Annotated in this window: 11 protein-coding genes; 8 read left to right on the top strand and 3 right to left on the bottom strand. The window is 38.4% G+C overall.

The features are described from left to right. Positions 1-271 precede the first annotated feature (271 nt). Complete coding sequence (locus LV92_RS05475) at positions 272-880, bottom strand: superoxide dismutase (protein WP_111622643.1); 609 nt, start codon at positions 878-880, stop codon at positions 272-274. Positions 881-999: 119 nt separating this feature from the next. Between LV92_RS05475 and LV92_RS05470 the strand changes: the two genes are divergently transcribed. The 3 genes from LV92_RS05470 to LV92_RS05460 all read left to right on the top strand — a co-directional run bounded on the left by LV92_RS05470 (position 1,000) and on the right by LV92_RS05460 (position 9,628). Further along, on the top strand, positions 1,000-4,119 hold the full coding sequence (locus tag LV92_RS05470; RefSeq protein ID WP_111622642.1) for a UvrD-helicase domain-containing protein: 3,120 nt from the start codon (positions 1,000-1,002) through the stop codon (positions 4,117-4,119). Between the two features lie 425 nt (positions 4,120-4,544). Beyond that, positions 4,545-5,885 (top strand): OmpA family protein, encoded by a 1,341-nt coding sequence (locus LV92_RS05465; RefSeq protein ID WP_111622641.1) that lies wholly within the window; start codon positions 4,545-4,547, stop codon positions 5,883-5,885. 992 nt (positions 5,886-6,877) lie between these two features. Then, entirely contained in the window at positions 6,878-9,628 is a 2,751-nt protein-coding gene (locus tag LV92_RS05460; RefSeq protein ID WP_111622640.1) for a PD-(D/E)XK nuclease family protein, read from the top strand. Between the two features lie 2 nt (positions 9,629-9,630). Here the strand turns inward: LV92_RS05460 and LV92_RS05455 are convergent, their stop codons facing one another. After that, entirely contained in the window at positions 9,631-10,344 is a 714-nt protein-coding gene (locus tag LV92_RS05455) for an SDR family oxidoreductase (RefSeq protein WP_111622639.1), read from the bottom strand. Positions 10,345-10,564: 220 nt separating this feature from the next. Beyond that, on the bottom strand, positions 10,565-11,407 hold the full coding sequence (locus LV92_RS05445; protein ID WP_111622637.1) for a universal stress protein: 843 nt from the start codon (positions 11,405-11,407) through the stop codon (positions 10,565-10,567). A 256-nt stretch (positions 11,408-11,663) separates the two neighbouring features. Here LV92_RS05445 and LV92_RS05440 point away from each other — a divergent pair, with 256 nt between their 5' ends. The 5 genes from LV92_RS05440 (at position 11,664) to LV92_RS05420 (ending at position 14,771) form a co-directional block, all read left to right on the top strand. Further along, positions 11,664-11,933 (top strand): hypothetical protein, encoded by a 270-nt coding sequence (locus tag LV92_RS05440; protein ID WP_111622636.1) that lies wholly within the window; start codon positions 11,664-11,666, stop codon positions 11,931-11,933. A gap of 154 nt (positions 11,934-12,087) precedes the next feature. Then, on the top strand, positions 12,088-12,735 hold the full coding sequence (deoC, locus tag LV92_RS05435; RefSeq protein ID WP_111622635.1) for a deoxyribose-phosphate aldolase: 648 nt from the start codon (positions 12,088-12,090) through the stop codon (positions 12,733-12,735). Positions 12,736-12,786: 51 nt separating this feature from the next. Beyond that, positions 12,787-13,485 carry a purine-nucleoside phosphorylase gene (gene deoD, locus LV92_RS05430; protein ID WP_111622634.1) on the top strand — a complete coding sequence of 233 codons (699 nt, stop codon included), beginning with the start codon at positions 12,787-12,789 and terminating at the stop codon, positions 13,483-13,485. A 190-nt stretch (positions 13,486-13,675) separates the two neighbouring features. After that, entirely contained in the window at positions 13,676-14,128 is a 453-nt protein-coding gene (locus LV92_RS05425) for a DUF2267 domain-containing protein (RefSeq protein WP_111622633.1), read from the top strand. A gap of 187 nt (positions 14,129-14,315) precedes the next feature. After that, the gene (locus LV92_RS05420) at positions 14,316-14,771 is read left to right on the top strand and encodes a DinB family protein (protein ID WP_111622632.1); all 456 of its coding nucleotides are present in this window, start codon (positions 14,316-14,318) and stop codon (positions 14,769-14,771) included.

Genomic DNA, 14,771 nt, shown 5'->3' with positions numbered 1-14,771 from the left:
TTTTGTTATTTCTCACAATACCAGTATTTTAGTATCGCCATAGCATAAGTAGGTTAAGTTTATGGTAAGATTTGGGACGAAAAGGGTGGAGGCTTCTCCACCCTTTTCTATTTTTAGGATACAAAAAAGTCCGCTCGTCAAATTTTTGAGGAGCGGACTTTTATTTATTCCAAGGACTGCCTTAAAAAAGCAATATAAAATTATCCATAGGGCCAATTGAAGCCTTTGCTTATTGACCAAGAATTTCCGAAGCCCTCTTTAATCGTAAGCCTTATTTATTGGCCTTGTAGGAAGCGGCTACTTTATCCCAATTAACTACATTAAAAAATGCGTTGATGTAGTCTGGTCTTCTATTCTGATAATTTAGGTAATAAGCATGCTCCCAAACATCCAAGCCCAAAATTGGAGCACCACCACAGCCCGTTCCAGGCATGATTGGATTGTCTTGGTTTGGAGTTGAGCAAATTTCCAGTTTCCCTCCTTTGTGAACACATAACCAAGCCCAGCCAGAGCCGAACCTTGTTGCTGCAGCTTTGGAAAAAGCATCCTTAAATGATTCGAAAGAACCAAAAGCAGATTTAATGGCATCGGCAAGCTCACCCGAAGGTTGTCCACCACCATTTGGTGACATTATTTCCCAAAATAAAGAGTGGTTATAGAATCCTCCTCCGTTGTTTCTTACAGCTGCATTGGACATGTCCAAGTTGGTCAAAATATCCATAATGGATTTTTTTGCCAAATCCGTTCCTTCAATAGCGTTATTTAGATTGGTAGTATACCCGTTGTGATGCTTGGTGTGATGTATTTCCATTGTTCTGGCATCAATATGTGGTTCCAAAGCGTCGTACGCATAAGGTAATTTAGGTAATTCAAAAGCCATAATGTTTTCGTTTTTATGTTAAAAAATGTTGTTTCCCAAAATTACGGTTTTATCATAGAAATTCAACTAATAATTTGTTAAGAACTGTTTAATATTGCTTATTTTGCGACTAAAATACTGTGCAGGACGCTCCATACAAAATCTATAACGCCTCTGCTGGGTCTGGCAAGACCTATACGCTTGCAAAAGAATATTTAAAAATTATCCTTTCTTCTGATTTTAACAGGAACTATCGCAGTATTCTGGCTATTACGTTTACCAACAAGGCCGTAAACGAAATGAAACAGCGAATTCTGGGTAGTCTATTTGCCTTTGGCAAAACGTCCGATACCAAGGAGATTCCGTCCATGCTGGCCGATATTTCCCAAGAGTTGGGAATAGATATAAGCACGCTGCGAAATAGATCCAAAAAGGTACTCAAGGAAATTCTGCATAATTATGCATTTTTTGATGTTTCCACCATTGATAAATTTACACATAGGCTTATAAGGACATTTGCTAAAGATCTAAAACTGCCACAAAATTTTGAGGTGGTGCTGGATACCAAATTATTGTTGGATGAGGCCATTGCCAAACTGATCAATAAGGCAGGTGCCGATACACAATTGACCAAAGTGTTGATAGATTTTGCCTTGGAAAAAATTGATGACGATAAAAGTTGGGATATAGCTTTCGATCTACAAAAGATCGGGATTTTATTGTTCAATGAAAATCAGGCTCCTCACCTTAAAAAGCTTGAAGACAAGGGCATCGATGATTTTTTGGATTTAAAAAAGGAATTGGTACATCACATACAGTCCCATGAAACAAAGATTGTGGCTTGGGCAAAGGATATACTCAATATTATTGATGAGAATGATCTGGAATTCAATAATTTTAAATCCAGCTATTTTCCAAAATTTATTGCCAAAATCGCCTCGGGAGATTTAAATATGGATTTCAACGCGGGTTGGAAACAAAATTTTGAAACCGAGCCCCTATACACCAAAACCTGTCCCCAAGGGATTAAAGATATTCTGGACGGACTTCATCCTAGATTTATAGGTTTGTTCAACGAGATTAAGGACCATTTTAGTGCCTTGTCCTTAGTTAAGAACGCGTATAAAAATATAGTTCCGCTTACTGTACTCAGTGCTATTCAACATGAAATCAAAATCCTGGAAAGGGAGCGCGATCTTTTGCCAATCTCCTCTTTCAATAGTATTATTTCCAAAGAAATAAAGGATCAGCCTGCACCTTTTATTTATGAACGTATTGGGGAAAAGTACCGTCATTATTTTGTGGATGAATTTCAGGACACTTCCGAAATGCAATGGCACAACCTTATACCATTAATAGGCAACGCATTGGAAAGTCAGGACGATCAAGGAAAAATAGGTTCCTTGCTTTTGGTGGGCGATGCCAAACAGGCCATATACCGCTGGAGGGGTGGTAAGGCCGAACAATTCCTAAACCTTATCAATCTAAAGGAAAATCCGTTTGTTTTTCCGCCATCCACGGCAAATCTTCCAGCAAACTATAGGAGTCATGAAGAGATAATAAAATTCAACAACGATTTTTTTACGGTTACTAGTCCCTTTTTGGAGAATACGGTATATAATAAGTTGTTTGTAGAAGGCAATAGTCAAGACTATAATCATAAAAAAGGAGGTTTGGTACAACTTTCCTTTATTGATGTTGAGGAATCCCAAGAAGAAGATGGGGAATACTGTAATTTGGTAATGAAAACCTTGGAAGAGGTTTTGCAAAAAAACTATTCCCTAAAGGATGTTTGCATCCTCACCCGTAAAAAGAAACACGGGATTCTGTTGGCCGATTTTCTAATGCAGAACAAAATCCCAATCATTTCGTCTGAAACATTATTATTAAATAGCAACCCCAAGGTAAGGTTCCTGGTTAATTTATTGCATTATAGCCTTCAGCCCACGGAAATGGAAAGGTGTTATGAAATACTGAGTTTTCTTTCCGAGGATCTTGAAAATAGGCATCAATTTATAAACGCCAATATTAATGGAGTATCCCAGCTACTAATGGGGGCCTACGGCTTTAATGTGGATATTATTGGGCAATCCTCGGTTTATGACGGTTTGGAGTATACTATAAAAAAGTTTGGTTTGGCAAACAGTTCGGATGCCTATATAACCTATTTCCTGGATGCTGTTTTGGAGGTGGAACAAAAAGAAGGAGCCAATACTCAAGTCTTTTTGGCCTACTGGGATAAGAAAAAGGACAGTTTAAGCATTACCGCTCCCGAAAATGTGGATGCCGTTCAAATAATGACCGTACACAAATCCAAGGGATTGGAATTCCCAATTGTAATCTTCCCTTTTGCCAATACCAATATATATGAAGAACGGGATGCTAAACTCTGGCTGCCGGTAAATCCTATTTCCTTTAAAGGATTTGAGGAAATTCTAATAAACAAAAAACAGGAAGTTATAGGCTATGGCCGTCTTGCGGAAACAATTTATAACGAAGAACAGCATAAATTGGAATTGGATGCCTTTAACCTGTTGTACGTAGCCTTGACCAGGGCGGTTAAAGGTCTCTATATTATATCCAAAAAAGACCTTACTCCAAAGGGGGAGCATAAACCAAATTATTATTCCGGATTATTTATTCACTATTTAAAGGAAAAGGGGCTTTGGGAAGATGCCAAGACCTGTTATCGCTTCGGAAATCTTGAAATACAGGATGTGCTCACCGGCCAAGGGGAACAACAGGAAAAGATAACCCATTTGTACACTTATAAAGAGCGACCCGAATTTAGGATCTTGACCAAGGCCGGTGCCTTATGGGATACGCAGAGGGGAACAGCCCTTAGCAAAGGAAATATGCTTCATTATGTGATGGGGCTCATAGAGACCAATGAAGATATTGACGGTGCCATTGATATGCTAATTAGAAATGGAGACCTTGGCCATGATGATAGTCTTGGGATGAAGCAAAGGATAAAAGCCATTGCCGATCATCCAAAGTTATCCTCCTACTTTCTAAAGGGAAGCCTAATTAAGAATGAACAGGATATCCTTACCAAAAATGGGAAGGTACTCCGCCCGGACAGGCTGGTCATCAAGGATAACAAGGCAACCATAATAGATTATAAGACAGGGAAAAAGAATCCCTCGTACCATGAGCAAATCTATTCCTATGCAGACGCCTTGGAAGCTATGGGATATGAAATTGAAAATAAAATCCTTATCTATATAAATGAGGATATTACGCTAGACTTCATTTAGATGAGGTTAAGCTCATGGTCTGTGCAGTGCAAGGAGGGGGAATTTTGGTAATTAAAGGTGCTGATTGGGGCAGAATTGTTTGTGATACTTCTATTTTTGGTCTTCTATCATGTTATTTAATGTCTAATTCAAGGTGGAATTATTCCAAATAGTTGTCCTAATAAGCTTATGTCATATCGGATTAATCTTTCTGTATTACTTAAAGGTTAACCAAGAACTTGCCTACAAGGTCTTATTGGTATTGCTTTTTTGGACTCTGGTTATTCCGTATGGGTTTTTGGCAAGGGGGAGGCAGCATGAAATATCGTTTAAATGCGTCTTTTTTGGTATGAAATACGTTAAAAAAATTAAGAGAATGATTTTGTTAATAATTTTTAACAACTTACATTTGCAGCTAATAAACACTTAAACTTAAAAAATTGAACATGAAACATCTTAGCAAATTATTGGTTGTTGCCTTACTTATTGTAGGTTTTAACAACGTACAAGCGCAAGACGAGAATAACCCTTGGCAAGTAAGTTTCGGAGCTAACGCAATCGACGTTTTCCCTACTGAAGATTATAGCAGCTTTGGGAATGAATTCTTTAATGCAACAGACCACTGGAACATACTTCCATCTATTTCCTATGTTGGAGTTTCCAAGTACGTAGGTAGCGGCTTCTCAATTGGGGCAAGAGGTTCTTTGAACCGTATCGACAAATTGGGGGATACAAGTGTTGACGATTTGTCTCACTATGCTGTTGATGGTACAATAAAATATAATTTCTTAAAAAGTACAGTAATCGATCCTTTTATTGAAATAGGTGGTGGTTATACTTGGATTGACGAAGTTGGTGCTGGTACCGTAAATGGAGGTGTTGGACTTAACATTTGGTTCACTGAGAACATCGGTCTTACTTTACAGTCTAGTTACAAGCACGCTTTCGAAGATTATTTAGCTAAGCATTTCCAACATATGGCCGGTATTGCTATCAAATTTGGTGGTACTGATACTGATGGTGATGGAATCTACGACAAGGATGATGCTTGTCCAGAAGTTGCTGGTCTTGAGATTTTCAACGGATGTCCAGATGCTGACGGTGATGGTATAGAGGATAGCAAAGATGCTTGTCCTAACGAAGCTGGTTCTAAAGAAATGAACGGGTGTCCAGATGCTGACGGTGACGGTATTGCCGATAAAGATGATGCTTGTCCTAACGAAGCTGGTCTTGCTGCTTTAGCTGGTTGTCCAGATGCTGACGGTGACGGTGTTGCTGATAAAGATGATGCTTGTCCTAACGAAGCTGGTCCTGCCGCTAACAAAGGATGTCCTTACCAAGATAAAGATGGTGACGGTGTATTGGATAAAGATGATAAATGTCCAGATGTTGCCGGAACTGTAGCTAACCAAGGTTGTCCTGAAGTTACTGAAGAAGTTCAGAAGCAATTGAACGAATACGCTAGAACAATCTTGTTCGATACTGGTAAATCTTCTATCAAAGCAGAATCTACTTCTGTAATGGTTGATATTATCACTATCCTTAAAGAGTATCCTACTGCTAAATTTACTGTAGAAGGTCATACTGACAGTGTAGGTAGTGCTTCCTTGAACCAAAAATTATCTGAGTCAAGAGCGCTTTCAGTTAAAGATTTCTTAGTAGAAAAAGGTATTGAGCAATTCAGATTATCTGCTGTAGGTTACGGTGAGGATAAGCCAATCGCTACTAATAATACTTCAGCTGGTAGAACTCAAAACAGAAGAGTTGAAATTAACTTGGTAAAATAATTTCCAATTAGTTTTAATACTATAATTAAGAGCCCCGCAATTGCGGGGCTTTTTTTGTTTAATATTAACAGGATATATTTCTAAAATATATTCGGGTCTAGACCAATTGTTGGGTTTATTTAAAAGCTGTGGTTATTCTGTAAGGGAAGAATTCATATTTGTTTAAAAAAAATATTGAATCAGCTTATGAATAATGAATCCGGCAAAAGAAATTCATGTATAGCCTCTTCTTTCATTTTCTTTGCTTGTCCAAAGAAAACGAAACAAAAGAAAAGACCCTTCTTCACTATGTGGTCCCTTAAATCTCGGGATTTTAGGGAACGATGCCATGGCCTAAATTATTTCCAAGGCTTCAATAATTCTTTACGACCATGCCATCTCCACCACGGAAGAAGACCTGCCAAACAACATGCTTTGCAGGCAATGTTCAACGGTACCGAATTAGGCACTATGATTTATCGGTACTATGTAGGTTGACGGAACAAAGAAACGGCCTATTTTCAATTTCGTCTTAAATCAAGTGGTTTTCACACTGGGCGGGGGTAGCCGTCCATAGAGCATTTCACCCAAGTGAAATCGGCCTGGGCGGTGCGGCCGTGGAAAGTGCGTGGATTTAAAGAAATTTAAAATCAGCCTACTCCCGATAGTTATCGGGATTTTGGTTCGTTTTTTGGGTGATGCAAAAAATGAACAGACATCAACTCTGGGATAGCGAATTCTATCTTTTTCAAATTTATTAATAACTTATGGGATTAATCTATATATACCTTGGCCAGAAATTATTTTATCTTTCATAATGGAACCGAGTGCATGCTTATGTTCTATTTATTATAATTAAATTACCCCATAATTGCAGACAACTGTATTGTTGAAGGGGCCACTATAAAAACTGGATACCTGTTGGCAACTATGGAGATTGTTGGGCTATTGCAAATTACAGCTGCCCAGCCCCTAGGTAGTCTGCCTATGAACTTAAAATAAAATATAATCAGTTGAAAAGCTTTCTCCAACAGGTAGTTGATGATATATTACAGACCTATGTCTCCTTAGACGACCTAATCTTAATACTTCCCAGTAAAAGGGCAGGAACTATTTTAAGGACCACATTGGCCAACACGGCCAATAGAACCATTTTTTCACCAAAAATATACAGTATTGAGGGCTTTGTGGAACAAATATCCAATCTGCAGACGGCTTCCAATATGGAGCAGCTTTTTACACTTTATAAAGCCTATTCGTCCATGGAATATGGCGAAAAGGATAACTTTTACACCTTTTCCAAATGGGGACAGACCTTATTACAGGATTTTAATGAAATAGATAGATATCTTATAGATACCAAAGATATATTTTCCTATTTGGCCAATATCCAAGAAATAAATCATTGGTCATTACAGAAGGAAAAATCTGAAATAATAACGAATTACATTAAATTCTGGAATAATCTTGAACCCCTGTATAACGCTTTCAATGATTTGCTAAAGGCCCAAAAATTAGGCCATCAGGGTCTAATTTATCGTACTGCCTGTGAACAGCTTAAGGACTATTTAAGCAATAACAAAAATAATACACATATATTCATTGGCTTTAATGCCTTAAATACGGCGGAATCGTACATAATTCAGGAAATACTTGCCAATACCAAAGCGGACATTTTTTGGGATGGGGATACCTATTTTGTGGAAGATCCCATACATGACGCCGGTTACTTTATAAGGCAACATTTAAATACCTGGACCTGGCTAAAGGGGAAGGCCCTAAAGGGCGTGGAAAACAACTATTTATCCCAAAAGAATATCAAAATAGTTGGCGTCCCCAAAAATGTTTCCCAAGCGAAGTACGTAGGAAACCTTTTATTACAACTTAAAAAAGAGGACAATAATATACTTAAAAACACCGCAATAGTTCTGGGTGATGAAACCTTGTTGAACCCACTTTTAAATTCTATTCCCTCGGAATTGGATATGGTGAACATCACCATGGGATATCCCTTAAAGAGCACTCCTTTGGCCAGTTTGTTTTCGCAATATCTTTCTATACATATAAAAAAGGATTCCCAAGGCTGGTATTTCCAGCAGGTGCTGGACTTTTTATCACATCCCTACATTCAGATTTTATGTACTGAAAACCAACAAAATAAGGCTACTCGGATAAGTGAAGCTATCAGAACAAAGAATTGGGCATTTATAACTTCTGATAATTTACGGTCCCTAGGGGAAGGAAACGATGATTTGCTAAGTTTACTATTTTTTCGGGAGGAGGTCCCGGGAACCGTTTTTTTAAATAAATGCCATCAAATTATCCAAATTCTTAGGGAAAGGTTTGCCCTGTCCAAAGATTCCCTTGGATTGGAGTACTTGTACAAGTTTTACTCCCTGTTCAATCAACTTCAGGACATGGTAGAACAGTACTCATTTGTCAATGACCTAAAATCCTTGGAAAGTCTTTATTTGGAAATTGTCAGGAACGAAACCCTGGATTTTCAGGGAGAACCTTTGGAAGGCTTGCAAATAATGGGAATGTTGGAAAGTAGGGTGCTCGATTTTGAAACTGTAATTCTAACCTCCGTTAACGAGGGTATTCTCCCTTCCGGGAAGTCCAATAATTCCTTTATCCCCTTCGATCTTAAAAAATATTACAAACTTCCAACCTATAAGGAAAAGGATGCCGTATATACCTATCACTTTTATCGCTTATTGCAACGGGCAAAAAATATCTACTTGGTGTACAATACCGAGCCGGATGTTCTGGAAGGCGGGGAGAAGAGTAGGTTGCTGACCCAACTGTTAACTGATGAAAATAAGTTGGCAGAGATCACTGAGATAATCGCGGCCCCTGAAATTACTCCTTCTATTAAGGTTTTACAGACCATAGCCAAGGATGAGAGCCTTATGGATTTGATCAAGACGCATGCTGCTAAAGGATTTTCTCCTACCTCCCTGAGCAACTATATTAGAAACCCGATAGATTTTTATAAACGAAATCTATTGGGCATAGACGATATTTTAGAAGTGGAGGAAACTGTTGCCAACAATACCTTTGGAACAATTGTACACGATACCTTGGAAGACCTCTATAAGCCTTATTTAAATACCTATTTGGAGGAGTCCATGCTGCAGGAAATGAAAAAGAAAGTAAGGCCCTTAGTTATTGGCCACTTTGCGAAAAGCTTCGCAGATGGCGATATTTCCAGAGGTAAAAACCTAATTGCATATAATGTGGTAGTTAGGTATGTGGAAAATTTTCTAAAACTGGAATTGGCAGAAGTGGCGCAACATCAAATAAGGATATTGGGGGTAGAAGAAAAACTACGAATGGATATTCATGTTCCAGGGCTGGATTTCCCTGTAGCCCTAAAAGGAAAATTGGATCGGATCGATGAAAAGGATGGGGTTATTAGAATTATCGACTATAAAACGGGAACTGTAACCAGTTCTCAAGTTGAAATTGTGGACTGGGAAGATGCCATTGCGGATTACAACTACAGCAAAGCCTTTCAATTGTTGTGTTATGCCATAATGTACAACAGTATTAAACCTATTGGTACTATTGAAGCAGGGATTATTTCTTTTAAAAATTTAAGTTCGGGTCTGCTCAAATTTGCCACAAAGGAAAAAAAGGGCAGTAGAAACAAGGATAATTTCATTACCCAAGAAACCATTGCCCATTTTATGGAATCCATAAAAACTTTAATATTTGAAATTGGTAATCCGGAGGTGCCGTTTACCGAAAAAGAGGTATAGCCCTATTTTTTATCGGGTCGCGTTGGTCTAACCTCTATCTTGCTGGGCAAGGTCCTTGGATTCATGTTCAAGAGGTCTAAAACCAGCTCACCAATATCTTCTGGTTGTATCTTCCAAGCATCCTCTTTGGAAGGTTTATGGCCATTAAAATTAGTGGCTACGGAACCTGGCATTATGGTGGAGACCTTAATATCATAGGGTCTTAGATCCAACATGGCAGCTTGGGTAAAACCTACTACTCCGAATTTGGTGGCATTATATCCCGCACCATTGGCAAAGAAATTGGTGCCGGCCAAACTTGCCACGGTAATATAATACCCTTTGGATTTCTTAAGGGCTTCTACCGAAGCTTTTAGCGAGTGAAATACTCCGTTTAGGTTGGTGTTTACCATCTCATGCCATAGAGTGTCGGAAATTTGATCTATGGGGGCAAAATGTCCAACTCCTGCATTGGCCACCATCACATCCAATTTTCCCCACTTATCCAAAATCTTTTTAATCGCTGCTTTTTCGTCGCCAAGTTTTGATACGTCAGAGGCAATGGCAAGTACCATGTCTTCCGGACCAAGCTCTTTGGCGGCTTTTTCGGCATTCTCCAAAAGCCTGCTACTTATGGCCACTTTCATTCCCGCTTTCAATAATTTGGACGCTATCCCAAATCCTATTCCCTTGGAGCCCCCTGTAATATAGGCTACTTTATTTTTTAGATTATTCATGCTGTTTAGTTTTAGGTGAAATTATAATTATAAGGGCAGAAAATAAAAAACAAAGCGTTATTGTTTTCTTAAACTCGGGCATAAAGGCTATTCCATAAACCCCTATTTTTTCATTTAAAGTAGGGGCAGGGAAACCATGAAAAAGAAGTGCCATATTAATATCCCTAGGCAACCACATGAGAGTTATATTGTTTATGCAGAAGGGCTTTTTAAGAAAAAACTATAAATTTAGCTCGTTATAACTCAGTAAGGGGATGCTGATATGTTCCTCCATTTTTGCAACCAAGCTTATATGGAATATTTTTTGAAAAAATCCCTTTTCCTCCCGTTCAAGCAGTACCAATAAATCGGCCCCAATAGTCTTGGCATGGGTTTTAAGTTTATCCTGGATCTCGTCAGAGAAAATTAGGGTGAAGCCTATGGCAGTATCGTCAACCTCTTGCCGAAGCATATCCTTAAACCACTCCATCTGTTCTTTTCCAGCATATTCTTTTTCAGTGGATATATGTACTATCTGTATTTTGGCGCCAAGTGCCTTTGCCATTGGGACCAATTTCTTAAGAGCCAAAATATCCGCTTCCTCAAAATCTGTGGCATACAAAATAGTTTTTATGGACTTGGCCACAACATTATTTGGGATAATTAGTAGGGGACAGGGAACCTTTTCCTGAAGGCCCTTTCCTATATTGCCCACAAATAGACCGCGATCTGTATGTTTGTCCTTTCTCCCTATGATGATCATATCGGTTCCAAAATCCCTGGATTTTTCCAAAATGGCATCGGAAACCGAATCGTTATGGACTACCTGGACTTGTATCTTTTTGCCATCTACGGTAACGCCCAAATGCTTTTCGCAATATTTGGTTAAAATTTCGGTCTGCTCCTGAATTACGTGGTATTCAATTTGTGCCACTGGCCGAGAAACAGAAACCCTAATGTGATCCATTTCATGAACATAAAGGACCATCAGAGAAGCCTTTAACTGATTACTTAATTGATATGCATATTTCAAGGCCGCTGCGGAGTTTTCGGTACGATCGGAGGCGTAAAGTATTGTCTTCATGTTAACTTTATTTATAGGTTAAATCTAAAAGCATTTGCCGATAATAAATATGATATCGGTCATAAGCTAAAGTACACTGGGTTTTTAGGCATTTTGGATTGTTGTATTAATCATAAAAACTGTCTTTTCGGTGCAACTTTATTATATCTAAAGCCCATATATGGTATAAAATATGTGTTAACTGATCTGTATCATTTCTAAGGACAATTTTCAGTTGTATTTTAGTATTCATTGGAATTCATAAATCCTAAACTTCATGAAAGCTATAGCAAAAATTGGCAACCTAATCTCTAATAATGAAAAGATGATGATTCTTCGGAACCTTAGGCGTATTATGGATATTAGGGTAATAGACCTTGAAGTTGACACTGGAAGGCTCATCTTCCTTTACTATAGTCCAATAGCTTTGGAACAAGTAAAACAGGAACTTTGGAGGATTGGATATCCCATACGACATTTTAAATTTCTTTCTACATTAAGCCCCAATTTACATGGTGATAGTAGTACTGAGACCGCCTTTGCCTAATTCTTTCCTCATTAACCTTATATCTTCATAATTGTTTTGTCCATGTATTATTTTGATGATCGTTGTCATAAAATGGCATATTTAAGAAGTTTACTTTTGGTAAAATGGGGTCGTTTATGAAATGCTTAATTTCCAACAGGTTTTAATTTGAAAAATGCACTTTGAAAATTTTATTGATCACACTTTATTAAAGCCAACGGCAACAGACAAGGATATTATACAACTTTGTTCAGAGGCTTTGCATTTTAATTTCTATGGGGTATGTATCCATGGATGTCATATAGCCCTTGCAAAGGATTTACTTAAGGATTCGAAGGTAAGGGTGGTCTCGGTGGTGGGATTTCCATTAGGGGCCATGTCCACCAAGGCCAAGGTGAACGAAGCCATGGATTATATAGAGCTGGGGGCCAATGAATTGGATATGGTATTAAATATTGGGAGGCTAAGATCAGGGGATTATTTAGCTGTCCAAGAAGAAATAAGGCAAGTAAAGGAAGTTGTAGGCAATAATGTGCTAAAGGTAATTTTGGAAACCTGTTATTTGACCGATGCTGAAATAATTACCGCATGTAAAATAGCGGTAAGAGCTAAAGCCGATTTTGTAAAGACTTCAACTGGTTTTGGTTCCAGGGGGGCATCTTTTGAAGATGTGGTTTTGATGAAGAAGGCAGTAGGAAACAAGATTAAGATAAAAGCATCAGGAGGAATTAAGGATGCGGTGACCGCCAAAAACTATATTGATTTAGGGGTGGCTAGAATAGGTACATCTTCTGGAGTAGCCATAGTCACCAACCAAAACTGAAGGTGTTGGTCCAATAGAATTTGGGAACAGGAATTAGAAATTATATTATATATGAGCACACATATTGAGGCCAAGCAAGGTGAAATTGCCGAAACCGTACTGATGCCCGGAGATCCCTTAAGGGCCAAATGGATAGCGAACACCTTTCTAGAAAACCCCTTCTGCTATAACCAAGTTCGTGGTATGTTGGGATATACCGGCACCTTTAAGGGCAAACGTATATCTGTTCAGGGAAGTGGTATGGGCATTCCTTCGGCGCTCATCTACTATCAAGAGCTAATAAATGATTATGGGGTGAAAAATCTAATTCGTGTAGGTACCGCCGGTTCTTATCAAAAAGAGGTGAAAATACGCGATATTGTCTTGGCAATGGCGGCTTCCACCACCTCTGGGATCAATAATTCCAGATTTATTAATGCGGATTTTGCGCCAACGGCCGATTTCGACCTGCTTCTTAAAGCTGCAATTTATGCCAAAGCAAAGGGAATTAACATTAAGGCAGGGAATGTACTTTCATCGGATGAATTTTATGAGGACGATCCAGATTTTTACAAATTGTGGGCGAAATTTGGGGTTCTTTGTGTAGAAATGGAGGCGGCCGGATTATATACCATAGCTGCCAAGTTTAATGTTAAGGCCCTTGCAATATTGACTATTTCGGATTCTTTGGTCACTGGCCAAAAATCCAATTCCATAGAAAGGGAAACTACTTTTCAGGACATGATAGATATAGCCTTAAATATTGCTTAAGGAGGGGTTAATGAAATTTTCTGATCCTCTTGCCCTATATTAAAACAATAGATAAAACCGATACGAAAAGCAAGGTGTTTTTGGACAAATTCAAATTAGTTTAATCCATGATTTTAGTATAAATGACCCAGGTCATTTTACAATTAAAAAGATAAGACCATTTTTGTATATATCCTAAAAAAAAGAAATCATGGCACTTAATTTTAATCAGTACGCTACGGAGGGGCACACCTTCCTTAAGGATTACACTAAGCAAATGGATCTGGGGAACGATACCGACAAAGCCGGTCGCATTTTAACCTCGGTACTTCATGCGTTGAGGGAAATTATTCCTGTGGAGGAGTCCTTGCAATTTATTGCCCAGATGCCCATGTTTCTAAAGGCCGTTTATGTTAACGGTTGGACGGTAAAAAAGGAGAAGCCCAAAATTAAGCATATGGCCGAATTTTTGGATTTGGTCAGACAATTTGATGGACCTACAGCAATAAACGATTTTGAATACAGTGATGAAGTGGCCGAAGAATATGTAAATACCACATTTCTTTATTTACGAAAATATGTATCCCAGGGAGAAATGTCCGATATCAGGGATAGCCTTCCAAAAAATCTAAAAGGGATGATCTTTAATAATTTAATATTCTAAATACCAATACCATGACCTTATACCTAGCACTTTTTATTTATGCCAGTATTTATATAGTATCCTTTATGTTGAAAAGATATTCAAGAGGTTAAAAAAGTATGGGGGAATTTAGTCCTAAATAGGCTATGATAACCTACATGATTTCCACAACCTACCCATATTCTTTAATATTCTTATTTAATATTTCATGAAATCAAAAACACAATTGTTTATTGAATTATGGGAAGAGGCCAGGACCCGGTTTTCCAACCAGTTGTCCAATATAACACAAGAGGATCTAAGCAAAAGATTATTACCGGCACCAAACAGTATAGGTTTTCTTATTAGGCATATTGGGGACGTGGAATTGCTTTTTGCCAAGAACGTTTTTGGTGCACAGGATGTAAAGGTCATTGCAAAATCGGTTATTGCGCAGAAGGATACAGGGGAGTGGACCAATCTGACCGAATTATTGGAATATGTGGAATATTCTTTCCAAATGCTTAAATCGGTATTGGAAAAGCAACAAGAGAAAGATTGGGAGGCCACAGTTACCACCAAGGAATTTGGCACAAAGACAAAGGCGGAGGCCTTTGGAAGAATCGTATCCCACACCGTACACCATTCGGGTCAAATGGCCATCATTAAAAAATATGGTTCTTAG

This window comes from Arenibacter echinorum, assembly GCF_003259375.1.
Taxonomy (GTDB): Bacteria; Bacteroidota; Bacteroidia; order Flavobacteriales; family Flavobacteriaceae; genus Arenibacter; species Arenibacter echinorum.
This window is presented reverse-complemented; position numbering and strand designations above follow the sequence as displayed.